Annotated in this window: 22 protein-coding genes and 1 rRNA gene; 12 read left to right on the top strand and 11 right to left on the bottom strand. The window is 71.9% G+C overall.

Annotation, left to right across the window (positions count from 1 at the left end; translation table 11 throughout):
* Window positions 1–23 precede the first annotated feature (23 nt).
* Window positions 24–1,307, top strand: coding sequence for a phosphotransferase (locus SOM19_RS07415; protein ID WP_320485896.1), 1,284 nt, complete (start codon window positions 24–26; stop codon window positions 1,305–1,307).
* A gap of 7 nt (window positions 1,308–1,314) precedes the next feature.
* On the opposite strand, the gene SOM19_RS07410 is transcribed toward SOM19_RS07415, so the two are convergent.
* Together SOM19_RS07410 and SOM19_RS07405 are read right to left on the bottom strand one after the other, a co-directional pair.
* Window positions 1,315–4,635 (bottom strand): ATP-dependent helicase, encoded by a 3,321-nt coding sequence (locus SOM19_RS07410; RefSeq protein ID WP_320485895.1) that lies wholly within the window; start codon window positions 4,633–4,635, stop codon window positions 1,315–1,317.
* Window positions 4,632–7,742, bottom strand: a complete 3,111-nt coding sequence (locus SOM19_RS07405) for an ATP-dependent helicase (RefSeq protein ID WP_320485894.1) — start codon at window positions 7,740–7,742, stop codon at window positions 4,632–4,634. Before SOM19_RS07405 ends, SOM19_RS07410 begins: the two co-directional genes overlap by 4 nt.
* Window positions 7,743–7,879: 137 nt before the next feature.
* On the opposite strand from SOM19_RS07405, the gene SOM19_RS07400 reads away from it, so the two are divergent.
* The gene (locus SOM19_RS07400; protein ID WP_320485893.1) at window positions 7,880–8,104 is read left to right on the top strand and encodes a DUF3107 domain-containing protein; all 225 of its coding nucleotides are present in this window, start codon (window positions 7,880–7,882) and stop codon (window positions 8,102–8,104) included.
* Window positions 8,105–8,115: 11 nt separating this feature from the next.
* Window positions 8,116–8,406 carry a hypothetical protein gene (locus SOM19_RS07395; protein ID WP_320485892.1) on the top strand — a complete coding sequence of 97 codons (291 nt, stop codon included), beginning with the start codon at window positions 8,116–8,118 and terminating at the stop codon, window positions 8,404–8,406.
* A gap of 24 nt (window positions 8,407–8,430) precedes the next feature.
* On the opposite strand, the gene SOM19_RS07390 is transcribed toward SOM19_RS07395, so the two are convergent.
* Window positions 8,431–9,144 (bottom strand): ferritin-like fold-containing protein, encoded by a 714-nt coding sequence (locus SOM19_RS07390; RefSeq protein ID WP_320485891.1) that lies wholly within the window; start codon window positions 9,142–9,144, stop codon window positions 8,431–8,433.
* A 227-nt stretch (window positions 9,145–9,371) separates the two neighbouring features.
* Here SOM19_RS07390 and SOM19_RS07385 point away from each other — a divergent pair, with 227 nt between their 5' ends.
* Together SOM19_RS07385 and SOM19_RS07380 are read left to right on the top strand one after the other, a co-directional pair.
* Complete coding sequence (locus SOM19_RS07385) at window positions 9,372–10,859, top strand: DEAD/DEAH box helicase (protein ID WP_320485890.1); 1,488 nt, start codon at window positions 9,372–9,374, stop codon at window positions 10,857–10,859.
* Window positions 10,860–10,974: 115 nt separating this feature from the next.
* Window positions 10,975–11,403, top strand: coding sequence for an SHOCT domain-containing protein (locus SOM19_RS07380; RefSeq protein WP_320485889.1), 429 nt, complete (start codon window positions 10,975–10,977; stop codon window positions 11,401–11,403).
* A 40-nt stretch (window positions 11,404–11,443) separates the two neighbouring features.
* On the opposite strand, the gene SOM19_RS07375 is transcribed toward SOM19_RS07380, so the two are convergent.
* Window positions 11,444–12,307, bottom strand: coding sequence for a PHP domain-containing protein (locus SOM19_RS07375; RefSeq protein ID WP_320485888.1), 864 nt, complete (start codon window positions 12,305–12,307; stop codon window positions 11,444–11,446).
* Between the two features lie 74 nt (window positions 12,308–12,381).
* On the opposite strand from SOM19_RS07375, the gene SOM19_RS07370 reads away from it, so the two are divergent.
* Genes SOM19_RS07370 through SOM19_RS07360 form a run of 3 tightly spaced genes read left to right on the top strand, consistent with a single transcriptional unit; the run spans window position 12,382 to window position 16,672 of the window.
* A complete protein-coding gene (locus tag SOM19_RS07370; RefSeq protein ID WP_320485887.1) occupies window positions 12,382–13,404 on the top strand; it encodes an endonuclease/exonuclease/phosphatase family protein in 1,023 nt (340 codons plus the stop codon).
* A gap of 38 nt (window positions 13,405–13,442) precedes the next feature.
* Entirely contained in the window at window positions 13,443–14,870 is a 1,428-nt protein-coding gene (locus SOM19_RS07365; RefSeq protein WP_320485886.1) for an aminopeptidase P family protein, read from the top strand.
* A 2-nt stretch (window positions 14,871–14,872) separates the two neighbouring features.
* Complete coding sequence (locus tag SOM19_RS07360) at window positions 14,873–16,672, top strand: gamma-glutamyltransferase family protein (protein ID WP_320485885.1); 1,800 nt, start codon at window positions 14,873–14,875, stop codon at window positions 16,670–16,672.
* 12 nt (window positions 16,673–16,684) lie between these two features.
* Here SOM19_RS07360 and SOM19_RS07355 read toward each other — a convergent pair whose 3' ends face one another.
* Together SOM19_RS07355 and SOM19_RS07350 are read right to left on the bottom strand one after the other, a co-directional pair.
* Window positions 16,685–17,365, bottom strand: coding sequence for an alpha/beta hydrolase family protein (locus SOM19_RS07355; RefSeq protein WP_320485884.1), 681 nt, complete (start codon window positions 17,363–17,365; stop codon window positions 16,685–16,687).
* Window positions 17,365–18,036 carry a YflT domain-containing protein gene (locus SOM19_RS07350; RefSeq protein WP_320485883.1) on the bottom strand — a complete coding sequence of 224 codons (672 nt, stop codon included), beginning with the start codon at window positions 18,034–18,036 and terminating at the stop codon, window positions 17,365–17,367. The genes SOM19_RS07355 and SOM19_RS07350 overlap by 1 nt, the downstream gene beginning before the upstream one ends.
* Before the next feature lie 40 nt (window positions 18,037–18,076).
* Between SOM19_RS07350 and SOM19_RS07345 the strand changes: the two genes are divergently transcribed.
* The 3 genes from SOM19_RS07345 to SOM19_RS07335 are packed head-to-tail and all read left to right on the top strand — an operon-like array spanning window position 18,077 to window position 21,035.
* Entirely contained in the window at window positions 18,077–19,363 is a 1,287-nt protein-coding gene (locus SOM19_RS07345) for a magnesium transporter MgtE N-terminal domain-containing protein (protein WP_320485882.1), read from the top strand.
* Window positions 19,363–19,884, top strand: a complete 522-nt coding sequence (locus tag SOM19_RS07340) for a DUF1003 domain-containing protein (RefSeq protein WP_320485881.1) — start codon at window positions 19,363–19,365, stop codon at window positions 19,882–19,884. The genes SOM19_RS07345 and SOM19_RS07340 overlap by 1 nt, the downstream gene beginning before the upstream one ends.
* Window positions 19,881–21,035 (top strand): Mrp/NBP35 family ATP-binding protein, encoded by a 1,155-nt coding sequence (locus SOM19_RS07335; RefSeq protein WP_320485880.1) that lies wholly within the window; start codon window positions 19,881–19,883, stop codon window positions 21,033–21,035. Before SOM19_RS07340 ends, SOM19_RS07335 begins: the two co-directional genes overlap by 4 nt.
* A 45-nt stretch (window positions 21,036–21,080) precedes the next feature.
* On the opposite strand, the gene SOM19_RS07330 is transcribed toward SOM19_RS07335, so the two are convergent.
* Window positions 21,081–21,473 carry a twin-arginine translocase TatA/TatE family subunit gene (locus SOM19_RS07330; protein WP_320485879.1) on the bottom strand — a complete coding sequence of 131 codons (393 nt, stop codon included), beginning with the start codon at window positions 21,471–21,473 and terminating at the stop codon, window positions 21,081–21,083.
* Window positions 21,474–21,543: 70 nt separating this feature from the next.
* Here SOM19_RS07330 and SOM19_RS07325 point away from each other — a divergent pair, with 70 nt between their 5' ends.
* Window positions 21,544–22,179: an O-methyltransferase gene (locus SOM19_RS07325; protein ID WP_320485878.1), complete on the top strand. Its 636-nt coding sequence runs from the start codon at window positions 21,544–21,546 to the stop codon at window positions 22,177–22,179.
* A 66-nt stretch (window positions 22,180–22,245) separates the two neighbouring features.
* Here the strand turns inward: SOM19_RS07325 and SOM19_RS07320 are convergent, their stop codons facing one another.
* The 4 genes from SOM19_RS07320 to rrf form a co-directional block, all read right to left on the bottom strand.
* Window positions 22,246–22,419, bottom strand: a complete 174-nt coding sequence (locus SOM19_RS07320) for a DUF3117 domain-containing protein (protein WP_127474371.1) — start codon at window positions 22,417–22,419, stop codon at window positions 22,246–22,248.
* A gap of 97 nt (window positions 22,420–22,516) precedes the next feature.
* The gene (locus SOM19_RS07315) at window positions 22,517–23,746 is read right to left on the bottom strand and encodes a hypothetical protein (RefSeq protein ID WP_320485877.1); all 1,230 of its coding nucleotides are present in this window, start codon (window positions 23,744–23,746) and stop codon (window positions 22,517–22,519) included.
* Window positions 23,728–24,804 carry a succinyl-diaminopimelate desuccinylase gene (dapE, locus tag SOM19_RS07310; protein ID WP_320485876.1) on the bottom strand — a complete coding sequence of 359 codons (1,077 nt, stop codon included), beginning with the start codon at window positions 24,802–24,804 and terminating at the stop codon, window positions 23,728–23,730. Before dapE ends, SOM19_RS07315 begins: the two co-directional genes overlap by 19 nt.
* Before the next feature lie 126 nt (window positions 24,805–24,930).
* Window positions 24,931–25,047: ribosomal RNA gene (rrf, locus tag SOM19_RS07305) — 5S ribosomal RNA — on the bottom strand.
* Window positions 25,048–25,064 lie beyond the last annotated feature (17 nt).

Raw genomic sequence — 25,064 nt, 5'->3', positions numbered from 1 at the left:
CGCGTCCGACCTACCCTGGGCACATGGCACGCTCACCCTTCACTCTAGCCGCGTCGGTGACATCGGCTCTGCCCCGGGTCGGGGTCGTCGGGGTCGGTGCGCTGACCGAAGGCGCGAGCGGGCGCTACGACTCAGCCGTCGCCGATCTCGATGACGGCCGCCGCGTGGTGGTGCGCGTTCCCGCCGACTCCTCCGCCGTCCCCGAGCTCGCCGCGGAGGTGCGGGCGCTGCGCGCGCTGACGCCCGGAGTCCGGGGCCTGCTGCCCTTCCGCGCGCCCGAGCTCCTCGGCGAGGCCGGCCTCGGGGGCGCCCCCGCCGTCGTGGTCGACTTCCTCCCCGGCTATCGCGTCGACGCGGCCCACCTGCCGCCCGGTCGGGGCGCAGCCACCTCGCTCGGTGCCGCGCTCGCAGCTCTCCACGCGCTTCCGCTGTCCGTCGTCCGCACGGAGGGGCTCCCGGTGCGGACCCCGCAGCAGGTGCGGACCGACGCCTCGCGCCTGGTCGACCGCGCCGAGGCCACCCGACGCCTCCCGGACGCCCTGGCCCTGCGTTGGCGGCGCGCTCTCGAGGCCGACGAGCTGTGGCGCTTCGAGTCCGCCGTCGTGCTCGGCGGCGCAGGGGCCGCATCGTTCCTGTTCGAAGACGTCGACGGCGTTCCGGAGGTGACGGGCCTCCTCGAGTGGCACGGCCTCTCGGTCGGCGATCCCGCAACAGACCTCCAGTGGCTCGCCTCTGCTCCGGCGGCCGCCGACGACGTCTACGCCGCCTACGTCGTCCACAGCGGGCGCGCACCCGACGGCCGGGCCCGCGAGCGCGGGCGCCTGTACGCCGAGCTCGAATTCGCCTCCTGGCTCGTCCACGGTCACGAGACCGGCCGCTCCGACGTGATCGACGACGCAGTGGGCCTGCTCGAGACGCTCGCGGTCGGCGTCGCCGGCGATGAGCTGGTGACGGATGCCGCGCTCGGCGTCGACGACGCGATCGCGCTGCTCGACCGGATGCCCGAGGCGTCGGCGGCGGTCATCGACACGTCGATGCAGACCGACGCCTACGACCCCGAGGAGCTGTCGCTCTGGGTCGCGACGGAGTCCGCGCGCGATGCGGCGGCGAACGAGGACACGGCACCGGTCGAGCCGCTGCTCGATGCCCACCCCGTCACCCCGCGACAGCCCGACGACCAGTCCACGTCCCCGATCACGCTCCCCCGCGCCGCCGAGCCCGAGCACGACTCCGAGCGGCACGGGGACGCGGTCGCCGAAGCCGAGCGGGCATCCGAGGCGGCGCTGCGGCGCTGGCTCGCGGAATAGCACGAGGTCAGCCCCGCAGGATGAGGTCTTCCGCCACGTAGTAGAGCGCCACGTCGATCTCGTCCAGCGGCACGCCGTGCTTGGCGTGGTAGGCCCGCCGGTACAGCTCGAGCTGCAGCATCCGCTCGTCCTTCTCGGCCGCAGTCCGCGGTGCGGCGCCGGTCTTCCAGTCGACGATCTCGATGCGCCCGCCGCGGTCGTCGCGTCGGTACACCGCATCGAGCTTGCAGATGACGACATGCGGACGGCCGTCGAGGTCGGTCGCGGTGAAGTCGATCTCGGTCTCGACCTCGAGCGGCCGGAGCGGGGCCCACTCCGAGGCGAGGAACCGGGCCCGCAGTGCGTCGAGGGCGGCGGCGTCCTCGACCGACGACTCCGTGCCGGGCACCTCGTCGTCGCTCTCCCACAGCGCGTCGTCGATCGAGCCGCCGAGCCCTGGTGTCCCGGCGCGCTGCTCGACCCAGGCGTGGAACAGCGTGCCCAGGCGGGTCTGGCGGTAGGGGCGCTCGGGGAGCGGGCGGGCGATCGCGGCCACGGTGCCCGCGTAGTCGGAGACGAACTCCTTGTACCGCGAGGCGGCGATGCGCGTCGGGGCGGCCTGAACGGACGGGAGCCGTCGCGCGTCGCGCTCGGCGAGCAGGAGCGTCACGTCCTGCTCCGGCTCGGGCCGGGGTGCGGCCAGCGCCCGGGCCGCGACCGACGCGGCGTGCTCGATCGCCGGTCGCCGTGAGCCGAGGGGATCGATCGGCCACTGGAGCAGCCGCCGCTCCCCCAGGTAGGGATTCTCCCCCGGCTCGTCGGGCGGGAGCTCGTGCCCGAGCGCCTCGGCGATCTCGGCGTAGAAGGTGCTGCGCGCCCGTGGGCGCTTCGTCCCCGACCAGCTCGACCCCGTCAGCAGCAGGTGGTCGCGCGCCCGAGTCACCGCGACGTAGGCGAGCCGGCGGTCCTCCGCGAGCTGCCGCGCACGGTTGGCGGCTACGAAGTCGTCCAGGGCGGACTTCAGCTCCTGCTGCGTCTGGGCCGAGTGCCAGCCGAGCTCCGGCAGCCAGGCCGCGTCACCGCGGAACGAGGAGGGCAGCACGCCGAAGCCGAGCCAGCCCTTCGTGTCGCGCGGCGCACTGGGCAGCTCGTCCTTCACGAGCCGCACGACGGCCACGGCATCCCACTCGAGCCCCTTGGAGCCGTGGATCGTGAGGAGCTGCACGACGTCGTCCTCGGGCGGCTCCGTGCGCGGGGCGAACTCGTCGAGCTGCTCGGCGTGGTCGAGCCACGCGAGCAGGCTCGACAGCGACCCGGTCTCGTCGGCGGCGAGGAAGGCGTGCAGCTCGTCGACGAACGCCCGCAGCTGGGCCGACGCGATGCGCGCAGGTCCGCGCGCCTCGTTCGCCGCCAGCTCGACGTCGAGGCGGAGCTCGAGCTCGATGAGCCGCACGAGCTCGGGAATCGGCATCCCCACTGCCTGCCGGAGGCCTGCGAACACCCCTGCCGCATCCCGCAGTCGCTCGCGCGCCTCGGGCGTGAAGCCGGCGAGCCACCCGTGGTCGGGCGTGTGGCGCAGCACGAAGTCGAGTGCGTCCACGAGGGAGCCGCCGTCGTCGCCCGCGCCGGAGCGGATCTGCTCGACCACGTCGGGCGCGAGCGGATGCAGCGCCGCGTCGTGGCGGGCGATGCGCCGCGCCAGAGCCGCCAGCTCGCGCAGATCGGGCAGTCCGATCGACCACCGAGGGCCGGCGAGCAGTCGGATGAGCGCAGAGCCCGCGGTCGGGTCGCTCACCACGCGCAGCGCGCTGACCACGTCGACCACCTCGGGTGTGGAGAGCAGTCCGCCCAGACCCAGGATGCGATGAGGGATGCCGCGGCGGCCCAGGGCGTCGCCGAACCGGACCATGTGCTTCTTGCTGCGGAACAGGATCGCGCCGGTCGTCGCGAGTCCTGCCCGTCGCCGCTCGCCGCGGACGCGCCCGAACCACTCCGCGACGCGATCGGCCTCGGTGTCGAGGTCGGGCTCGAACGCGGACTCCACGAGACCGGCCGGGGCGCCGGGCCGCGCCCGAAGCTCCTGCACGGGCACCGCGGCCACGTCGGCGAGCGGGGAGAGCACCGCATTGGCCGCGGTGAGCACGGTCGCGCTGTTGCGCCAGCTCGTCAGCAGCGCATACTGCTCGCACTCCCCGTCCGGGGCGAACGCGGCAGGGAACCCGCCGAGGTTGCCGGCGCTCGCCCCGCGCCAGCCGTAGATCGCCTGGTGCGGATCGCCGACCGCCATGACCCCGGTCCCCGCGAACAGCGCCGCGAGCAGATCGGTCTGCACCACCGAGGTGTCCTGGTACTCGTCGAGGAGCACCACCCGATAGCGGTCGCGCAGCTCGTCGGCGACCGCCCCATGGCTCGCGACGACCGCGAGCGCCCCCGCGACCTGGTCGGAGAAGTCCATCACCCCGATCCGCAGCTTCTCCGCCGCGTACTCCCGCGCGAGGTCGGCGAGCAGAGACAGCGCGCCGACCTTCTCCTCGGCCTCGAGCACCTCGGCGTAGACCACCGTCCGGGCGTTCGTGGACGGCAGCGCGAGCACCCTGGCGAAGCGCTCGGGGAATGCGCTGAGCTCGTCCAGGTCGACCAGGTTGTCGACGCCGTCGCGGGCGATCCGCAGCGCGGCGTCGATGATGCTGCGCACCGCCTCGCCGCGGCCCTCGAGCCGAGGATCGTCCGAGGCGAACACCACCCGGCGCATGAGCAGCCAGGCGGCGGACTCCGACAGCACGGCGGCCTCGGCATCCCGCCCGATCCGCACCGCGTGCTCGCGGACGATCTGGTCCGCGAAGCTGTTGTACGTCGAGACGGTGGGTCGATGCAGCAGGGCGTCCTCGTCCGCCTCGCGAGCAACGGCACCCACCGCTTTCGCCAGGGCGTCCATGGCGTCGTGCCGCGCGAGCGTGGCCCGCACGCCGTCGCCCTCGGAACGCTCGAGCCGCGCGAAGACATCGAGGTGCCCCGCCTCGTGCAGCGCGGGGAGCGCCTCGAGCAGACCGCGGCGCTCGAACTCCGCCAGTCGGGCCAGGCGTCGCTGGATGCGCTCCGCGAGTTCGCCCGCCGCCTTGCGGGTGAAGGTGAGCCCGAGCACCTCGTCACGCCGCACGATGCCGTTCGCGACCAGCCAGACCACACGCGACGCCATCGTCTCGGTCTTGCCGCTGCCGGCGCCCGCGACCACCAGCGCCGGCGCGAGCGGTGCCTCGATGACGGCCGTCTGCTCGTCGGTGGGCGGGAACTGACCGAGCGCGGCGGAAATGGCCCGTGCCGACAGCACGGGTCGAACGGATGCCGTCATGACGCGCTCACCGCGCCGATCGTGTGGATCCGGCACAGGCCGTAGGAATGGTCGTCACGGCAGTGCTCCTCGTACGGCGCCGTGAACGAGGTGCCCCGCATCGTCGAGACGGCGGTGCGGATGCGGGTGAGGAAGGCGTCTCGGCGCTCGTCGTCGAAGGGGGGCTGCCAGGGGGTCGCGAAGTCCGACCGCGTCGCCGTGGGACGCAGCACGAGGAGCTTGGCGCCCCCGGGGGCGTGACCCGCCGCGGCCGGGATCGCCCCCGCCTCGAAGGCGAGCTGGTACGCCGCGAGCTGCGGATTGTCCACCACCTTGGCGTCGGTCTGCGGCTCGCGCTTTCCGGTCTTCAGGTCGACGATGACGACGGCCCCCTCGGACGTGAGCTCGACGCGATCGATGTAGCCCGACAGGATCGCGCCATGCTCGAAAGCGGCCGCGTCCTCCAGCGGGATCGCCACCTCGAAGTGCGGCTCGGCGCCGATCAGGGCACCGCCGGCGGCCTCGAACCGGCGCAGGTACAGGTGCAGGCGGCGCACCAGGTCCCGGGCGCGGGCCTTCTCGGCGCGGTCTCGCCAGTCCGCCTCGAAGGTGAGCTCACTCCACCTCGACTCGACCTGAGCCCACAGGCTCTCCTCCGTCGAGTCCGCGGCATGCTCGAGCGCGGCGTGGATGATCGTGCCCAGGCCCGCCGTGGTGCCGCCCGGATCGCCGCCGAGGTCGCCGATGACCCAGTTGAGCTCACATTCCTCGAGGGTGTGCAGCCGCGACGGCGACACCCGCACGTCCTCCTTGGCGAGATCGCGCAGCGGTCCGGTCGATGTCGGAGGGACCACGCCGTACCAGTGCCGGGGGTCTGCCCCCGGCACACCCGCATCGGCCAGGAGTGCGAGCTGGCCCGCGGCGTCGGCCGCGCTCGCCCGCGCCGAGACGTCGGTGAGCGTGCGCCGGTGGCGCGCCACGAGCCCCCGCAGCGACAGCGGGTGATCGACCGTGTAGCGCTCGGCGTCGGGGAAGAACTCGAAGAACACGCTCGGGCCGGTGTCGTCGTCGTCGACCGCGGTGACGATGACGCGCCGAGTGGCTCGGGACAGCGCCCGCGCGAGCAGCCGCAGCTCGTCGTGCATGGCGGAGCGACGCCGGTCCAGCACCCCCGGGACGGCGTCGGCGACACGGGACGCGGCATCCGCCAGCCGCCAGGTGTCGAGCAGGCTGCCGCGCAGCCGGGTGTTCGGCCAGACGGCGTCCTGCATGCCCGCGATGACCACGGTGTCGAACTCGAGGCCGAGCGCCCCCGCCGGAGTGAGCAGCTGCACCGCGTCGTCGCGCACCGGCGCCGCCAGTCGATCCTCGGCCACATCGCTGTGAAGGATGCCGCGCACGAACACGCGCGGATCGGCGTCGAGCGAGCGCTCGACGAACCGCTTGGCCGCCTGGAAGAGGGCGACGAGCGCGTCGAGGTCGCGGTGGGCCTGCTCTGCCAGCGGACCGTGGCCTCGGGCCAGCTCCGCCCAGCCTCGCTGCAGCCCGCTCCGGTCCCACGCCGCCCAGAGCAGCTCGTGCGCGGTCGCGCCCCGCGACAGCTCGTCGCGCAGCACCCCCAGCGTGCGTGCCAGCGCGGCGGCGCGCCGGGCTTCGCGCGTGTCGACGAGGTCGAACTCGAGAGGGCGGGCCATCGCCGAGACGAGGAGGTCGCGCCCGGCGCGGTCGCCTCCGGCGGCGAGCTCGGCGTGGCGGAGCGCAGAGCGCAGGCGCCGCAGCTCGATGGGATCCAGTCGTCCGTAGGTGCCGAGCAGCGCCGCCGACACGTCGTCGAACGTCCACTCCTCCTGCGAGACCAGCTCGACCAGTCGCAGCAGGTCGTTCACCGGCTTGAGGGCGCCGAGCGCGCGCCCGGGACCGCTGGAGCGCGCCGGAACCTCACGCGCCGACAGCTCGGCCTCGAGGGACGCGACCTGGCGGGTGTCGTGCGCGATGACCGCGCACCGGCCCCAGGCGACGCCGTCGTGCACGTGCCGCTCCCGCAGGAGGCGCGCGATGGCGTCGTACTCCTCGGCGGCCGACCGCAGCAGCAGCGCGCGCACCGTGTCGTCGGGCTCGGCCCCGGTGCCGCCGCCCCGGTGCGCCACGACGCCGACCGCGCCGATCCGCTGGGTGACGCGGCGGACGAGCTCGCCCTGCCAGGGCGTGCCCCGATGGCGCGTGCCGAGCACCGAGACCGGTCCGAGGCTCGCCGCCAGGCGCGCGAAGTTCTCGGGCGTGGCCCCGCGGAACGATCCCGAGCCGACGTCCGGGTCGCCGAAGGCCGTCACGGCGATGCCCCGGGCCTTCGCCGCCTCGAGGAGCTCGACGCCGCCCAGGGTGAGCTCCTGCGCATCGTCGACGAGGATCACCCGCACGCGATCGATCGCGGGGATGCCCTCCGACGCGGTGCGCAGCAGCCCGACGGCCTCGCGGACGAGGCCGGCTGCGTCGCGGTGCGCCCCGCGCATGTCGGCACGCACCTCGAGGTACTCGGCGAAGAAGGAGGCGAGCGACACCCACACGGGGCGCTGGTCGCGCTCTCCGAGGGCACGGAGGCGCTCGGGACCGATGCCCAGTGTCGTGCACTCCGCCAGGAACGTGCGCACTTCGGTGCGGAACCCGGCGGTGCCGCGGATGCCGGGCGCCAGCCACTCCGGCCAGCGGGACTCCCCGGACTCCTCGTCCTCGGCGTCGCCGTCGAGGAGGTCGTGGATGAGCTGGTCCTCATCGCCTCCCGTCAGCAGCTGGGGCGGCTCGGCATCGACGGCGACCGCGTGGGCGCGCACGAGCTGGAACGCGTACGAGGCGACCGAGCGGGCGAGCGGGCCCGACGTCGCCCGGTCGACCGCCAGCGCCAGGCGGTCCCGCAGCGCCGTGGCGGTCTGCCGCGAAGGAGTGAGCACCAGGACGGAGTCGGGATCGACGCCTGCGGCGACGAGGGCCGCCACGCGGGCGACGAGGGCGGTCGTCTTGCCCGTTCCCGGTGCGCCCACGACCACGCCGGACGCGTCGAGCGGAAGCGCCGCGACAGCGCGCTGCTGCTCATCCGATGCGAGCAGCGCACCGGATCGGTCCTCCGAGATCATGACCTCGACCGTAGCGCGGGCGGCCGACACCTCCGTTCGCCGAGAGCGTGCAGCGCACGACCTGGGGCCCGTGGCCGTGTCGTAGAGTTGCCATGCGCCCGGGAACCCGTGCGCACAGCGCGAGAGAGGCAAGTCACGTGGAGATCCGCATCGGCATCGCGAACACCGGACGCGAACTCAACTTCGAGACGAACGATCCGGCTGCGGACGTGAAGAAGTCGATCGCGACCGCTCTCGACGCCGGCGACACCCACGTCAGCTTCGCCGACAACAAGGGCAACAGCTACATCGTCCCCACCGCGAGCCTCGCCTACGTCGAGCTCGGCAGCGAAGAGTCCCGCCGCGTCGGCTTCGTGGCCTGAGCGGACCGGCGATGCAGATCATCCTGGCGGTCATCGTCGGAGCCGCCGTCGGGCTGGCCGTGCACTTCCTGGTCGCCGACCGCGCCACCCGCGGCGTCGTCATCGGGCCGGTTGTCGGGGCCCTGTCTGCCGGTGTGGTCTGGACCATCCTGACGTGGGCCGGCGTCGGCACCGACAGCGTGTGGCTCTGGCTGTCCATGTTCGCCGCGCCGCTCGTCGTCTCGTATCCGGTCGTCGTCCTGCTCTCGCGGAGCCGGGTCGCCCGCGACGCCAACGAGCGGGCCCGCCTCAGGATCGGCTGAGCCGCCGCACCCCCGCCACTCCGGTCAGGCGGCGAGACCCATCGCGTCCATGCGGCGCGAGTGAGCGGCCATGAGCTCGGTGAAGACCGGCTCGACCTTCGCCTCATCGGCGACGAGCAGCGTCACCGGACGGAGCGCCGCGCGGGCGATCAGCAGCGTGTCGCCCACGAGTCGCCGGCCCCACAGCGCGAGGAGCGACTTCCACTCCGGGTCGCTGGCGATGGTCCGCGCCATGATGTCCACGATCGCCTGCCGGTCATCGTCCGCCCGAAGCACGCGCGCCACGCGGCGGCCGGTGTCGGCATAGCTCGACGACAGCGCCAGATAGAAGTCGTCGAGCATGCCGGCCGTGATGTGGACCGACAGCATCGTCTCCTGCGGGCGCCCGCCGTGCGTCGCCCGGCGGAAGGCATCGAGCGGCTCGCGGAACGGCAGCATGAGCGCGGTGGGGTCATCGCCTCGCTCGCGGATGAGCGCCACGAGCTCCTCGTGCTTCGTGAGCGCGGCACCCGCCGCCCTCGAGAGCGACTCCTTGTCCGACAGCTCCGGCGTCAAAGCGATGAGCTCGCTGAGCGTCTCGAAGTAGCCCAGCTGGAGGTAGGCGGCCTGCCCGAGGAACGTGTCGATCTCGGGTGCGAGCTCCTCGAAGTCGACGCGCGTGGCGTCGCCGAGGTCCTCCCGGGAACGCAGCTGGAGCTTGCGTCCGGCGTCAGGGCGCTGCCAGAACCACTTCACCACGGGCTACAGCCTAGGGTCGCGCGCCCCGGGGTGCCGCATCCGGGACGGCGGAATGTCCTCTCCGACGCGCCTCCGGTATCGTGGATGCCGTCCCCGGCGTCGGATCGGGGCTCCCGCGCCTGTGGCAGAGAAAGGGCGTGGACCGCACTTCCGCCCGCGCGGCGACGCTGATCACCGCGCCAGGGCAACGGACCAGGCAGCATCTCACTGCCGGACAGGCTCACATCGTGACGACCTTCGCCGAACTCGGCGTCGACCAGGACATCGTCGATGTCCTCGCAGGCAAGGGCATCGTGGATGCCTTCCCCATCCAGGAGCAGACCATCCCCCTCGGCCTTCCCGGCCAGGACATCATCGGCCAGGCCAAGACCGGCACCGGCAAGACCTTCGGCTTCGGCATCCCCGTCGTGCAGCGCCTCGGCCTCGACCCCGCGCACGGCGTGAAGGCCCTGATCGTCGTCCCCACGCGCGAGCTGTGCGTGCAGGTCTACGAGGACATCGACATGCTGACGTCGGGTCGCTCGACCAGCGTCGTCGCGATCTACGGCGGCAAGGCGTACGAGGGCCAGATCGACCAGCTCAAGGCCGGCGCGCAGATCGTCGTCGGAACCCCGGGCCGTCTCATCGACCTGAACAACCAGCGGCTCCTCGACCTGTCGAACGCGACAGAGGTCGTGCTGGACGAGGCCGACAAGATGCTCGACCTCGGGTTCCTCCCCGACATCGAGAAGATCTTCCAGAAGGTGCCCGCCATCCGGCACACGCAGCTCTTCTCCGCGACGATGCCCGGGCCGATCGTCGCCATGGCGCGACGGTTCATGTCGAACCCGATCCACATCCGCGCGACCGACCCCGACGAGGGCCTCACACAGGCGAACATCAAGCACGTCGTCTACCGCGCTCACTCGCTCGACAAGGACGAGGTCATCGCCCGCATCCTGCAGGCCGACGGCCGCGGCAAGACCGTGATCTTCACGCGCACCAAGCGCGCCGCGCAGCGCCTCTCCGACGAGCTGGGCGACCGCGGCTTCAACACCGCGTCGGTTCACGGCGACATGAGCCAGGAGGCGCGCGAGCGCTCGATGGCCGCGTTCAAGGCGGGCAAGAAGGACGTCCTGATCGCCACCGACGTCGCCGCGCGCGGCATCGACGTCGACGACGTCACGCACGTGATCAACCACACGATCCCCGACGACGAGAAGACCTACCTGCACCGCGCCGGCCGCACCGGCCGCGCCGGCAAGACCGGCATCGCGGTGACGTTCGTGGACTGGGACGACCTGCACAAGTGGGCGCTCATCAACCGCGCGCTCGAGTTCGGCCAGCCCGAGCCGACCGAGACGTACTCGTCCAGCCCGCACCTGTTCACGGATCTCGACATCCCTACGGGCACCAAGGGCCGCCTCACGACGGCGCCGCGCACGCAGACGGTGAAGACGCAGGATGCCGCGCCCTCGCGCTCGCGCGACGGCGAGCGCGAGGGCGCCCCGCGCCGACGCCGTCGTCGCGGCGAAGAGTCCGCCGCGGGGACCGGGGACATTGCTCGGGCCGCCGCGCCCGAGGTGCCCGCCGACCATGGCTCGAACGACGCCTCCGAAGGCGCCGGGACCCACGACGGCGGCGGCAAGGAGCACCACGACGGCAAGGCCGCTCCGCGTCGGCGTCGGCGTCGCCGCGGCGGCTCCGGCGCTGCGGCTCCCGCCCCCACCGTCTGACGGCGACGCGCGACGACATGTGACGGGAATCGCGCAATTCCGGGCCTGCCGGGCGATATCGTGAGCGAAGGCGGTGCATGAGGCGCCGCCACCTCGCAGCAGAAAGGCACACATCGTGCGATTCATCGACGCCGTCACGACCGGCTACGAGTACCAGGGTTTCTGGGGTTCCTTCGGCGACCTCATCTGGTGGTTCCTCTGGGTCTTCGTGTTCGTCGCCTACCTCTTCGCCCTGTTCGCCGTGATCGGCGACCTCTTCCGCGACCACGCCCTGAGCGGCTGGTGGAAGGCCATCTGGATCATCTTCCTGATCTTCGTGCCCTTCCTGACGCTGCTGGTCTACCTGATCGCCCGCGGCAACGGCATGGCCAAGCGCGGCGCGGCCGAGGCCGCGCAGCTGCGTGAGGCGCAGGACGCCTACATCCAGAAGGTCGCCGGCGGCTCGAGCCCGTCCGACGAGATCGCGAAGGCCAAGGGGCTGCTCGACGCCGGCACGATCACCCAGGCCGAGTACGACGCCATCAAGACGAAGGCCCTCGGCTGAGGCATCCGCTCGTCTCGAGCGAAGCGCCCTCGCTCTGCCCTCAGGGGTAGACGGGGGCGCTTCCCGTTGCGCGGTCGATGATGCGCGCCACCATGGCGTCGTCCGTCGTGTGCTCGCCCGGCTGGTTGGGCTTGCCGAGGCCGTGGTAGTCGCTCGATCCGGTGACGATGAGGTCGCGGTCGGTGCTCAGGCGGCGGAGCGTGCGGGTGGCGGCATCCAGATTCTCGCGGTGACCCAGCTCGAAGCCGCCGAGCCCCGCTGCCAGCATCCGCTCCATCACCCCGGTCGGGAGGAGCCCCGCGCGTCCGGCGGGATGCGCGATGATCGACACTCCCCCGGCCCCGGCGACGAGCTCGACGGCGGTGACGGGATCGGGCGCGTAGAGGGCGATGTAGTAGTCGCCACCGGGACTCAGAATGCTGGAGAACGCCTCGGCGCGGTCCCGCACGAGCCCCCGGGCGACCAGGGCATCGGCGATGTGCGGGCGGCCGACGGTGGCCCCGTCGGTGGTCTGGGCGAGGATGTCGTCCCACACCAGGTCGTAGTCCCGGGAGATCCTGTCGGCCATCAGCCGGGCGCGATCGAGCCGTGACGAGCGGATGCGATCCGTCATCGCCCGCAGCGGCGGGTCGTCGGGGTCGACGAGGTAGGCGAGCACGTGGACGCTCCGCCACTCATGGCGCGCCGACAGCTCCATCCCCGGCACGAAGGTCATGCCGAGGGATGCCGCAGCCTCGGCCGCTTCGGCCCACCCCGACGTGGTGTCGTGGTCGGTGAGGGCGGCGGTGCGCAGCCCGAATCGGTGGGCGGCCGCCATCACCTGGGCGGGCGACTCGGTGCCGTCTGAGTGGACGGAGTGCAGATGCAGATCGCTCGGCCCCTCGAAACGATGCGTTCCCGGCATCATCCGAGCGTAGCGCGGCGACATGCGGTGCCGTGCTGACGGATCTCCCAGCCTGCTCGAATAGAGTCGCCGTCGTGCTTCGCCTGTTCGGGATCCTCGTCACCGTGCTCTGTGCGATCGCAGCGGCCGTCCTCACGTGGCCCGGCTTCTTCCGCGTCGAGCGGATCTATCCGGTCGCCCAGATCGTCTCCTTCCGGGGCCTCCTCGTCATCGCGTTCGGCGTGGCGCTGGTGATCGCGCTGCTGCTCGCCATCGCGCGGCCCCTCCGTGCGCTGGCGCTGTCGCTCGCGATCATCGCCGTCATCGCCGTGATCGCGAACGGCGCGATCGTGATGGGACGCGGCGGCATGGGCACCGAGGCACTCCCTGCGAAGACCGACACCGCGGTGCGCGTCATGACGTGGAACACCGCCGGGCCCGCGACCCCTCCCGAGACCATCGCGAAGATCGCCGTCGCGATGGAGGCCGACATCGTCGCGCTGCCTGAGACCACGATCGAGACCGGCGAGCAGGTCGCCATCGCGATGCGCGACCTCGGCCACCGCATGTGGGCGCATCACGCCGAGGATCCGTCGACCGAATGGGACGCCGGATCCACCACGCTCCTCATCTCGCCGGACTTGGGCGCCTACGCCGTGATCGAGTCCTCGATCGACGGCACGAGCAACACCTCGACGGTGCCGAGCGCGGTCGCGATGCCCACCAGCGGCGAGGGTCCGATCGTGGTCGCCGCTCATGCCGTCGCCCCGCGTCCGAGCTACATGCAGGAGTGGCGCGACGATCTCCGGTGGCTCGCCGACCAGTGCGCGGAGCCCAACGTGATCATGGCCGGCGACTTCAACGCGACCGTCGACCACATGAGCGGTCTCGGAGTCGACGGCGGCGAGCTGGGGCTCTGCGACGACGCAGCGATCGCCACCGGCAACGGTGCGATCGGCACGTGGTCGACGACGATGCCCGCGCTGCTCGGCGCGCCGATCGACCATGTGATGGCCTCGGCCCAGTGGGAGGCGACCGGCTCCCTCGTGCTGCGGTCGACGGTGGGATCGGGCTCCGACCACCGCCCTCTGATCGTCCAGCTGGAGCCTGTGGGCTGACCCTCCGCGCTGTCGCCCTCGCGTGCCAGACTGGACGCATGAGCACTTCAGGCGATAGCGACACGATCGCGCAGACCGACGCCGAGACCACCACCTCGACGAGCACCAACCGCCGCCAGCCGTACGGCCAGGGCTTCCTCGACACCATCTCGGAGGGCTGGGCGGAGCGGCCCGAGACCACTCCGCCGGCGCGGGCGCAGGCCGCGTACACCGCCGCCCGCCGCGACGCGGTCTCGGCCGCCTTCCCCGGCAAGCGCCTCGTGGTGCCTGCCGGTGAGCTCAAGCAGCGCAGCAACGACACCGACTACCCGTTCCGCGCCCACTCGGCCTTCTCGCACCTGACCGGGTGGGCCTCTGACGCCGAGCCCGGCTCCGTGCTGGTCTTCGAGCCTCGCGCGGGCGGCGAAGGCCACGACGTCACGCTCTTCTTCCGCGAGCGCGCCGACCGGACGACGGCGGAGTTCTACTCCGACGCGTCGGTCGGCGAGTTCTGGATCGGCCCTCGGCCCGCTCTCGCGGGTGTCGCCGCCGACCTCGGCCTTGCGACCGCCCACATCGACGACGTCGAGCTGCGCGACGGCGACCTCGTCCTCGACGAGGACGACGACCTCACCCGCTTCGTCTCGGAGCTGCGGCTCGTGAAGGACGAGTACGAGATCGCCCAGATGGAGCTCGCCGTCCAGGTCACCGCACGGGGGTTCGACGACATCGTCGCGAACCTTCCGGGCATCGTCGCTCACCCGCGCGGCGAGCGCATCGTGGAGGGCGTCTTCCACCAGCGCGCACGCAGCGACGGCAACGCGGTGGGCTACGACACCATCGCCGCCTCCGGCCCGCACGCCTGCTACCTGCACTGGACGCGCAACGACGGCTCGGTGGTCCCCGGCGACCTGATCCTCATCGACGCGGGGGTCGAGGTCGACAGCCTGTACACGGCCGACATCACGCGCACGCTGCCCGTCAGCGGTCGCTTCACCGACATCCAGCGCAAGGTGTACGAGACGGTCCGCGAGGCCGCCGACGCGGCGTTCGCCGCGGCCAAGCCGGGCGTGCGGTTCCGCTCGGTGCACGAGGCGGCGATGCAGGTCATCGCGGCCCGCGTCGCCGAGTGGGGCCTGCTGCCGGTCACGGCCGAAGAGGCTCTCGTCCCCGACACCGGCGGGCACCACCGCCGCTACATGGTGCACGGCACCAGCCACCACCTCGGCATCGACGTGCACGACTGCGCCCAGGCCCGTCGCGACATGTACTACGACGGCGTCCTCGAGCCGGGCATGGTCTTCACGATCGAGCCCGGGCTGTACTTCCAGATCGACGACATCACCGTTCCCGAGGAGTACCGCGGGATCGGCGTGCGCATCGAGGACGACATCCTCATGACGGCCGCAGGCCCCGTGAACCTGTCGGCCAGCATCCCGCGCACGGCCGATGAGGTCGAGGCCTGGATCGCACGGCTCTCCGCCTGAGCGTGGCCTACACCCCGCCGCCGTCGTTCACGACGCGTCCCACACTGTCCGGCACGTTCGGCATGTCGGCATCCACGCACTGGATCGCGACGGCGACCGCGCAGGCGGTGCTGGAGCGCGGCGGCAACGCCTTCGACGCGTCGGTCGCCGCGGCGTTCGTGCTCCATGTCGTCGAGCCCCACCTCAACGGCCCCGGGGGCGACCTGGTGGCGATCTTCCAAGCCGCGGGTGACACGGCTCCCACCGTCCTGATGGGTCAGGGTCCCGCGCCCGCCGGCGCCACGATCGAGCACTACCGCGCCGAAGGGCTCGACCTCGTCCCCGGATCGGGCGCCCTCGCCGCGGCGGTTCCCGGCGCGGTGGACGCGTGGCTGCTGCTGCTGCGCGACCACGGCTCGTGGGAGCTCGCCGATGTGCTGTCGTACGCGATCGGATACGCCCGCGACGGTCATCCCCTGCTGCCGCAGGCCGCCGCGACGATCGCGCGCGTGGCGGAGCTGTTCGCCGAGGACTGGACGACCTCGCGCGACCTGTGGATGCCGGACGGCGAGCCGCCGGGAGCGGGAACGCTCGTGCGCAACCCGGCGTACGCCGACGTCCTCGACGGTCTCGTGCACGCCTCGTGCACGGTGCGCGACGACGGGCCCGTCGGGCGCGCCGCACGCATCGACGCCGCACGTCGCGAATGGAAGACCGGGGCCGTCGCGCACGAGGCCGCGTCCTTCCTCTCGGCGCCCCACCGGCACTCCACCGGCGGACTTCACGCCGGGGTGATCACGGCCGACGACTTCGCGGGCTTCGACGCCGGCTACGAGCCCGCCGTGACGCGGGAGTTCCGCGGCCGCACGATCGCGAAGGCCGGCGCCTGGACGCAGGGCCCCGCGCTCCTGCAGGCGCTCGCCCTCCTCGAGCCCCTGCCCGACGAGCTGCTCGACCCCTCGCAGGAGGCCGGCGCGCACACCATCCTGGAGGTGCAGAAGCTCGCGCTCGCCGATCGCGACGCGTGGTTCGGCGACGACGACGTCGACCTCGAAGCCCTCCTCTCCGACGACTACCTGGCCGCACGCCGCCGCCTGGTCGCCGATGACGCCTCGACGGAGTTCCGCCCCGGCGAGCTTCCGGGACGCACGCCGTTCCGCCCGCCGCTGTCCGCCGATGCCCCGCGGCGATCGGCCGGAAGCGGTGAGCCCACGGTGGCCCGCACCGGCGAGACACGCGGCGACACGTGCCACCTCGACGTCATCGACCGGTGGGGGAACATCGTGTCGGCGACGCCTTCGGGCGGCTGGCTGCAGTCGTCGCCGACCATCCCCGCGCTGGGCTTCTGCCTGGGCACGCGCCTGCAGATGACGTGGCTCGAGCCGGGGCATCCGTCCTCCCTCGTCCCGGGCCGCCGGCCGCGCACGACGCTCACACCCACCCTGGTCTCGCGCAACGGCGTTCCCGAGCTCGCGATCGGATCACCCGGCGGCGACCAGCAGGACCAGTGGCAGCTCCTCGTGCTCCTCCGCATGATCGTGGGCGGGTACTCCCCCCAGCAGGCGATCGACTCCCCCGCGCTGCACACGACCTCGATGCCGGAGTCCTTCTGGCCGCGCACCTGGACGCCCGGCGGCGCCGTGGTCGAGGACCGGCTGGGCGAGTCGCTCATCGCGGGCCTCGAACGCCGCGGCCACGCCGTCACCCGCGCGGGCGACTGGTCGCTGGGCCGGGTGTCGGCCGTCGGACGCGACGCCGCGACCGGGACGCTCTGGGCCGCCGCGAACGCGCGCGGCATGCAGGGGTACGCGGCAGGACGCTGAGCTTCCGGCGGCTCAGGACCGCAGCCGCATCCACTCCGCCACGAGCGGTGCGAGCTCGGCCCCGATCTCCTCGGACGAGCGCTTGCGGCCCTTGATCTCGAACGAGTGGCCGCCGCCTTCGATCCACAGGATCTCGGCCTGGCGGCACGAGGCGACCGCCTCCTCGAGCTGCTCGCGAGGCGCGATGAAGGGATCGTTCGTGCCCTCGACGAACAACTGCGGGGGCGCCACGTCGGGCAGGTGCGCCGTGCGCGCCTTGGCCGGATCGCCGGGCGGATGCAGCGGGTACCCGAGGTAGATCAGTCCGGCCGGGCTGATCCGCCCCTCCGCCGCCGCCATCGACGCCATCCGCCCGCCGTAGGACTTGCCCGACGCCCACAGCGCGAGGTCGGGAACGCGCGATGCGGCCTCGGCCTCGACGGCCGCCCACGTCGAGATCGCGTGCGCGGCGGGGCCCGGCATCCGTCGCCCTGCCGTCACGTAGGGGAAGTCGAACCGCAGCGTCGCGACGCCGCACGTGTGAAGCGCGCCGACGAAGCCGGAGAAGAACGGATGCCGGTGCCCCGCGCCCGCGCCGTGTGCCACGGCGAGGACCGCCCAGGCGTCGTCGGGGCGGCCGAGTGCCGCTGCCACCTCGACGGTTCCGCTCGGGAGCTCGAGCGGGATCCGCAGATCGGCTTCGAGCTCCGCCATCAGCGCTCCGGCGTCGTGGCGGAGCCGGAAGACCCGGGCGCTTCCGGAGAGACCTCGGGGGCGTCCACGGCCGGAGCGGATGCCGGTGCCTGCGCCTCGGGGTCCGCGGGCACGACGCGCTCGCCGTACCTGGGCGGCTCGGGAGCATCGACAGGCGGCGACGGGTCCGCCGGCGCCGTCGGGGCCTCACGTTCGGCACCGGCCTGCGGCCCGAGGATCTGGCGCGCGCGGTGGATGCTCGCCGCTGTGACGGTCACCTCGTAGTGGTCGGCGACGACCTGCATGACCGAGGCGTAGTCGCGACGGCGGCGGACGAAGGAGTACGTCACGATGCTCAGCAGCATGCCGATCGCGATGCCGACGAACAGCACGCCGACGAAGGCCTGGATCGGCACCGTGGGCGATCCGATGACGAGGATCGCCGAGAACAGCAGCCCGAGGAGCATCCCGTTGATCGCCCCCGAACGGGCCGCGGATGCGTAGCCGAGCCGCCCGGTCACCCGTTCCACGGACCGCAGGTCCTGCCCGACGATGGCGATGTCGCGCGCGGGGACGTCGGCGGCGATGAGGGAGGAGACGGACTTCTGCGCGGCCTCGTAGGTCGGGAAGCTCGCGACCGTCTGGCCGACCTCTTCACCGCCCTGCGGGAACCGGCCTCCGATCATGGTCATCTCCCCATCCTCCCACGGTGTCCCGACTACGCTGGGACGCGTGAGCACGCAGAGGGTATTCGTCGCGCGCCTGTCCGGGTGCTCGGTCTTCGACCCCGCCGGCGACCGTCTCGGCAAGGTCCGGGACGTCGTGGTGATCTACCGCAAAGACGATCCTCCACGCGTCATCGGCCTCGTGATCGAGATTCCCGGCCGCCGCCATGTCTTCGTCTCGATCGGGCGCGTGACGTCCATCGCCACCGGCCAGGTCATCACGACGGGCCTCATCAACGTGCGGCGCTTCCAGCAGCGCGGCGGCGAGGTCCGCGTGATGGCGGAGATCCTCGGCCGCAAGGTCTACCTCCAGAGCGGCGGGACGGCGGTCATCGAGGATGTCGCCATCGAGCGCAATCGCCTCGGCGAGTGGGATGTGGGTCAGCTGTTCCTGCGGAAGCCGCGCACCAGCGCGTCGCCCTTCGCCAAGGGTCCGACCACGTTCGCCGCCTGGTCCGAGGTGCGGGAGCGCCAGAACCCCGGCGAGGCGCAGTCCGCCGAGCAGCTGGTCGCGACCTACTCCGACCTCAAGGCAGCCGACCTCGCGAACACGCTTCTCGACCTTCCCGACGACCGCCTGCTCGAGGTCGCCGAGGAGCTTCCCGACGACCGCCTGGCCGACGCCCTCGAGGAGATGCCCGAAGAGGAGCAGATGCACATCCTCGAGGCCCTCGGCGATGAGCGCGCGGCCGACATCCTCGACGCGATGGAGCCCGACGACGCCGCCGACCTTCTCGGGCAGCTTCCCGAAAGGCGCTCGGAGGAGCTTCTGGAGCTCATGGAGCCCGAGGAGGCCGAGGACGTCCGCGCGCTCCTGAAGTACGGGCCCGACACCGCCGGCGGTCTCATGACCAGCGAGCCGATCGTGCTGTCGGCCGATGCCACCGTCGCCGAGGCGCTCGCGCTGATCCGCCGTCACGAGCTGCATCCCGCCCTCGCCGCCGCGGTCTTCGTCACACTCCCGCCGTACGAGACGCCGACCGGCCGCCTGCTCGGTACCGTGCACTTCCAGCGGATGCTGCGCTATCCGCCGCACGAACGGCTGGGTGCGATCATCGACGACACGCTCGACCCGCTGCCCGCGTCGGCGTCGGCCCCGGAGGTCGCGCGCCTGCTCGCCAGCTACAACCTCGTGTCGGTCCCGGTGGTGGATCAGGCGCACCGGCTGGTGGGCGCGGTCAGCGTCGACGACGTGCTCGACTATCTGCTGCCCGATGACTGGCGCTCCCACGGTGAGCCCCAGGAGTCCCTGCCCGTTTCCACGTCGACCGCGAGCACCCCGAGGAGGCGCTGATGGCCCGACAGACGCGCCAGGTGGCGCTCGACGCCCCGCGCGGCCGCGGCGGCATGCTCGCCCGCAGCCCGCAGCCCTCCCGCGACCGGTTCGGCCGGTTCTCCGAGGCCTTCGCCCGCGGGATGGGAACCTCGGGATTCCTCATCGGCATGACGATCTTCGTGCTGCTCTGGCTCAGCTGGAACATCTGGATGCCGCCCGCACTCCAGTTCGATCCCGCGGAGACGAACTTCACGCTGCTGACCCTCATCCTGTCGCTGCAGGCGTCGTACGCGGCGCCCCTCATCCTCCTGGCGCAGAACCGCCAGGACGACCGCGACCGTGTGCAGATCGAGCAGGACCGTCAGCGCGCCGAGCGCAACCTCGCCGACACCGAGTACCTCGCCCGCGAGGTCGTCGCGCTGCGCATGGCGGTCACCGACTTCTCGGACGAGGTCGTCACGCGCGATGTCCTGCGCGCTGAGCTGCGGGTGCTGCTCGAGAAGCTCGACGCCCGCGCCGAGGGCGGCCCCGCGCGATGACGGATCCGGCCGCGGACTCCCTCCGCAGCGCGGTCGGCGCCGTCCTCGATCCGGAGCTCCGCCGCCCGATCGGCGAACTCGACATGGTGCGCGACATCTCCGTCGTGGACGCCGTGGCCCACGTCGGCATCGTCCTGACGATCGTCGGCTGCCCCGCGGCGGAGCGCATCGCGACGGAGGTGCGTGCGGCTGCGGCATCCGTTCCGGGCATCTCGGATGTCGCGCTCGACGTCGGCGTGATGTCGCCGCAGGAGCGCCATGCCCTCACCGAGCGGCTGCGCGGCGGCCGGGCAGCGCGCGAGATGCCCTTCGGGCCGGGCACGCTGACCCGCGTCATCGCGGTCACAAGCGGCAAGGGGGGCGTGGGCAAGTCCACGCTGACCGCCAACCTCGCCGCGTCGCTCGCGGGGCGCGGGCTCTCGGTCGGCCTCGTCGATGCCGATGTGCACGGCTTCTCCATCCCCGGACTGCTCGGCCTCGCCGACGCCGACGGCCGGGTTCCCCAGCCGACGCGCATCGACGACCTGATGCTGCCTCCCGTGGCGCATGGTGTGAAGGTCATCTCGATCGGGATGTTCCTGCGCCGCGGCGCGGGCGAAGGACCTGTCGGCGCGGTCGCGTGGCGGGGGCCGATGCTCCACCGCACGGTGCAGCAGTTCCTCACCGACGTGTACTTCGGCGATCTGGACGTGCTGCTCCTCGACATGCCTCCGGGCACGGGCGACATCGCGATCTCGGTCGGGCAGCTGCTGCCGAATGCGGATGTGCTCGTGGTCACCACGCCCCAGTCCGCGGCCTCCGACGTGGCCGTCCGCAGCGGCCTCGTCGCCCGTCAGACGGGTCAGCGCGTGATCGGCGTCGTCGAGAACATGGCGGCGATGACGCTTCCCGACGGCTCCTCGTTCGAGCTGTTCGGATCGGGCGGCGGCGCCGCAGTCGCGCGCGCGCTCTCGGGCGACGACTCCGAGGTGCCGCTGCTCGCCTCGGTGCCGCTGAGCCCGACACTTCGGGCGGACGCGGATGCCGGCATCCCGGCGGTGATCGCCCATCCCGACGACCCGGCGTCCCTCGCGATCGCCCGGGTCGCGTCGGCCATCACGGCCGAGCCGCGTGGCCTGGCGGGCCGGTCGCTGCCGCTGCGTCCACGCTGAGTGCAGCGAAGGTCGTGCCGGCTGTGAAAGCCGGGCGATGAGAGGTCAGGTCGCCTCGGGGTCGAACGGGGTCGGCCCGCTCTCGGGGCCGCGGAAGGGCGAGCGCACCGGCGGAGGCGGCGACGTCCCGGTGGAGGCGATGGCCGCCCCCGCCTGTGCCGCGCGAACCGTCGGGACGGGCGCATCGTCGAGCAGGGCTTCACGGATGATGCGCCGGGGATCGTACTGGCGCGGATCGAGCGTGCGCCAGTCGACGTCGTCGAAGTCCTCCCCCATCTCGTCGCGCACGCGGGTGCGGGCGGAGGAGACCCACTCGCGGGCACGACGGGTGAACTGCGCGAGCGACTCCGCATATCGCGGGAGTCGCTCTGGCCCGACGATGAGCGCGGCGATCACTCCGATCAGCAGGAGCTTCTCGATCGTGAGGCCGAAGAACATGACCCCAGGTTACCGCCGCGCCTGAGGGTCGAGCGCACTTCGCACACGTAGGCTTTGCGCGGAGGATGTCGTGGGAGAGCAGAACGCCAATCAGCGGTTCGCCGCCGAGGCGACGATCGAGCCTGATCACATCGCAAGGGCGCGCGCGCATGCGCTCGAGCTCGGTGCGGCGCCGATCAGCCCGCCCGTCGGAGCGCAGTGCGCGGTCATCGCGGCGGCATCCCAGGCGCTGAACATCGTGGAGATCGGAACCGGTGCGGGGGTCTCGGGACTCTGGCTGCTGCGCGGTTCGCCGCGCGCGACGCTGACCACGATCGACAAGGAGCCGGAGCACCTCGGTGCGGCGCGTCAGGCGTTCGCCGAGGCGCGGATCCCGGCCGCCCGGGCGCGGTTCATCACGGGTCGGGCCGCCGAGGTCCTCCCGCGCATGAATGAGGCGTCGTATGACATCGTGCTGGTCGACGCCGACCCCGACGGCGTCATCGAGTACGTCGAGCACGGGCTCCGTCTCGTGCGTGCGGGCGGCACCGTGCTCGTTCCGCGTGTTCTCGCCGGCGGCGCGGTCGCCGATCCCGTGCGCCGGGACGCGATCACCACGGCGTACCGCTCGCTGATCCAGGAGACCCAGGCCTCCCCCGCCGTCATCGGCGCACTGTCGATCGTGGGCGAAGGTCTGCTGCAGCTGACCACCATCCCCGCCGACTGACGACCTCGCGGCACCCACGCGAAAGCGGCCGGTCCGAAGACCGACCGCTTCGCGGAATGGAGTGCCTCAGGCGGGGCTCACGACTCCGCCCAGAACGTCGTAGAGCTCCTTGGCCTCAGCGTCGTTGACGGAGACGACGAGACGACCGCCACCTTCGAGCGGTACCCGCACGATGATGAGGCGACCCTCCTTCACGGCCTCCATCGGCCCGTCTCCGGTTCTCGGCTTCATGGCTGCCATTGCGGCTCCTTTTCATCGATGGTCTACAAGGACAAGTTTATCGTGAGGGCGCGACGGCCGGGCGCCCCCTGGGGAATACGCCATCCCTCGAGCCGGTTCAGGGGATCTGCCAGATGGTATTCCCCAGCGCGTACATGTTGTAGATCCACCACCACTGGCCCGCGAGGCACGCCAGGAGCACCCCGACCCGCCAGGGCGTCGATCGAGGCACCGCGAAGGCTCCCCACAGAGGCGACAGCGGAACGAGCAGCCGGAAGATGCTGGACTGGGGGAAGAACACGAGGAGCAGGTAGAGGAGGTAGCTCGCACTCCACAGGCGGACCTCCACCCCGAGTCTCTTGACCTGCGGCAGGAACATCAGCGCGGCCGCGATGGCGAGCACCGACGTCGCCAGCAGGACGTAGCCGAGCTCAACAGGCAGGCCCCAGACGGTGCCGAACCAGAAGGCGGTCGCGCTCACGAACCCCTCGAGCGGGAAGAACTGCGCCTCGCCCGGGATCCAGTTGCGCCGCCACGCCAGCTCGGTCGCCAGATACGCCCCATTGTCGCCGGTCACCCAGCCTGCGATGAGCTGCCAGGCGAAACCGGCGGCCGCCGCGAGAAGCCCCAGGGCGACGATGTGGACGACCTCCGCCGGCCGGAGCTCCTCCCGTCGCCGGGTGAACCAGCGCCAGATGCCGAACAGCCCGAGGAACAGCGCGAACGCGAGCACGCCGGGCCGGGTGAAGGCCATCAGCGGGATCAGCAGGTAGAGCCAGCCGTATTGCCTCCGGCGGACGCACCACAGCGCGAGGAAGAGCCACAGCAGCCCGAGAGATTCCGCGTAGCCCACCTGGAACAGCGCGGCCAGCGGACCGCACGCGAAGAAGACGACGGCCCACATCGCGGCGGTGTTGCCGATGCGGTCGCGGAGGAGGTAGTACAGGACGACGGATGCCCCGTAGCCCGCAATCAGCGAGACGAGGAGCGCGCCCATGGCCCATTGCCCGAACGGCAGCGCGACGAGCTCCGCGAGGTGAGCGAAGACGGGCATGAACGCCCACTGGTTCTCGGCGATCGCTCCGGTCTCGGTCAGTGGAAGATCTGACGGATAGCCGACCTCGGCCACGATCCAGTACCACCGCGCGTCCCAGCCGAGTACGAGATCGAGCAGACCGGCGTCAGGGCCGAAGCGCGACTCGAATCCGGAGAGCTCTGCCGCGATGAGCAGGAACGCGGTCGTGACCACCCGCGCCGCAAGATAGATCAGACCGATGCGGACGGCGACAGTGCCCCAGCCGGGGGGCGTCCGGGCGGCGGGATCCTCGATCAGCTGGTGCTCAGCCACGCGCGAAGGCCCTGCTCCACGGCGTCGATCTGCCAGACCGGAACCCGCTCCTCGTCATGATGCGCGAAGTGCGGGTCTCCCGGACCGTAGTTCACGGCGGGCACGCCGAGGGCGCTGAACCGAGCCACGTCCGTCCAGCCGTACTTCGGCCGCGGCTCCGCTCGGACAGCGGCGACGAACTCCTGCGCGAGCGGCGCGTCGAGGCCGGGACGTGCACCGAGCGCCACGTCGACGATCTCGACATCGAACCCGGCGAAGACGTCACGCACGTGGGCTTCGGCCTCGGCGGCGTCACGGCTGGGGGCGAACCGATAGTTGACCTCGATCTCGCACAGGTCGGGGATGACGTTCCCGGCGACCCCGCCGCTGATCCGCACGGCGTTGAGGCCCTCGCGATAGACCAGGCCCTCGACCTCGATGGCCTCGGGGCGGTAGTCGGCCAGCCGGGCCAGCACCGGTGCTGCCTTGTGGATGGCGTTCTCACCGATCCAGGCGCGCGCGCTGTGCGCCCGCACCCCGTCGGTCTGGACGATCGCACGCAGGTTGCCGTTGCACCCTCCCTCGACCTCGCCGTTGGACGGCTCTCCGAGGATCGCGAAGTCGGCGGCGAAGAGGTCGGGCCGAGTGCGCGCCAGGCGAGTGAGCCCGTTGAGGTCCGCATCGACCTCTTCGTGGTCGTACCACATCCACGTGATATCGATGCGGGGCTCGGAGAGCTCGGCTGCGAGCTTCAGCTGCACGGCCACGCCCGCTTTCATGTCGACGGTGCCACGACCCCAGATGAACGCTTCGCCCGCCTCCGTGATGTCCCGGGTCGGCACGTTGGCATTGATGGGCACCGTGTCGATGTGGCCGGCGATCACGACGCGCTGTGCGCGGCCCAGCTGCGTGCGAGCGACGATCGTGTCACCGTCGCGGTACACCTCGAGATGAGGCAGCCCCCCCACCGCAGCGTGGATCAGATCCGCGAGGACGGTCTCATCGCCGGAGACGCTCGGGATGTCGCAGATCGTGCGAGTCAGGTCGGCAGAGGTCGCAGTGAGATCGAGCGGCGGCATCCCCCGAGTCTATCGAGCCGAGCGCCCGCGCCCGGGCACGAGAAAGGCCCCGCATGCTGTGGGCATGCGGGGCCCGCTTAACGCGAAATGGCCACCCTGCGTTGGGTGGCCATTTCGGTAATGGAAGTCCGGCGGTGTCCTACTCTCCCACAGGGTCCCCCCTGCAGTACCATCGGCGCTGAGAGGCTTAGCTTCCGGGTTCGGAATGTGACCGGGCGTTTCCCTCTCGCTATGGCCGCCGAAACACTATTGATGTTTCA

The sequence above is a fragment of the Microbacterium sp. CFBP9034 genome, assembly GCF_034045255.1.
Taxonomy (GTDB): domain Bacteria; phylum Actinomycetota; class Actinomycetes; order Actinomycetales; family Microbacteriaceae; genus Microbacterium.
This window is presented reverse-complemented; position numbering and strand designations above follow the sequence as displayed.

Bases quoted from the DNA above. Each gene is read 5' to 3' on its own strand.
- SOM19_RS07415 (WP_320485896.1), top strand. From the start codon at position 24: ATGGCACGCTCACCCTTCACTCTAGCCGCGTCGGTGACATCGGCTCTG.
- SOM19_RS07410 (WP_320485895.1), bottom strand. From the start codon at position 4,635: ATGACGGCATCCGTTCGACCCGTGCTGTCGGCACGGGCCATTTCCGCC.
- SOM19_RS07405 (WP_320485894.1), bottom strand. From the start codon at position 7,742: ATGATCTCGGAGGACCGATCCGGTGCGCTGCTCGCATCGGATGAGCAG.
- SOM19_RS07395 (WP_320485892.1), top strand. From the start codon at position 8,116: ATGCAGATCATCCTGGCGGTCATCGTCGGAGCCGCCGTCGGGCTGGCC.
- SOM19_RS07375 (WP_320485888.1), bottom strand. From the start codon at position 12,307: ATGCCGGGAACGCATCGTTTCGAGGGGCCGAGCGATCTGCATCTGCAC.
- SOM19_RS07365 (WP_320485886.1), top strand. From the start codon at position 13,443: ATGAGCACTTCAGGCGATAGCGACACGATCGCGCAGACCGACGCCGAG.
- SOM19_RS07355 (WP_320485884.1), bottom strand. From the start codon at position 17,365: ATGGCGGAGCTCGAAGCCGATCTGCGGATCCCGCTCGAGCTCCCGAGC.
- SOM19_RS07350 (WP_320485883.1), bottom strand. From the start codon at position 18,036: ATGACCATGATCGGAGGCCGGTTCCCGCAGGGCGGTGAAGAGGTCGGC.
- SOM19_RS07340 (WP_320485881.1), top strand. From the start codon at position 19,363: ATGGCCCGACAGACGCGCCAGGTGGCGCTCGACGCCCCGCGCGGCCGC.
- SOM19_RS07335 (WP_320485880.1), top strand. From the start codon at position 19,881: ATGACGGATCCGGCCGCGGACTCCCTCCGCAGCGCGGTCGGCGCCGTC.
- SOM19_RS07330 (WP_320485879.1), bottom strand. From the start codon at position 21,473: ATGTTCTTCGGCCTCACGATCGAGAAGCTCCTGCTGATCGGAGTGATC.
- SOM19_RS07320 (WP_127474371.1), bottom strand. From the start codon at position 22,419: ATGGCAGCCATGAAGCCGAGAACCGGAGACGGGCCGATGGAGGCCGTG.
- dapE (WP_320485876.1), bottom strand. From the start codon at position 24,804: ATGCCGCCGCTCGATCTCACTGCGACCTCTGCCGACCTGACTCGCACG.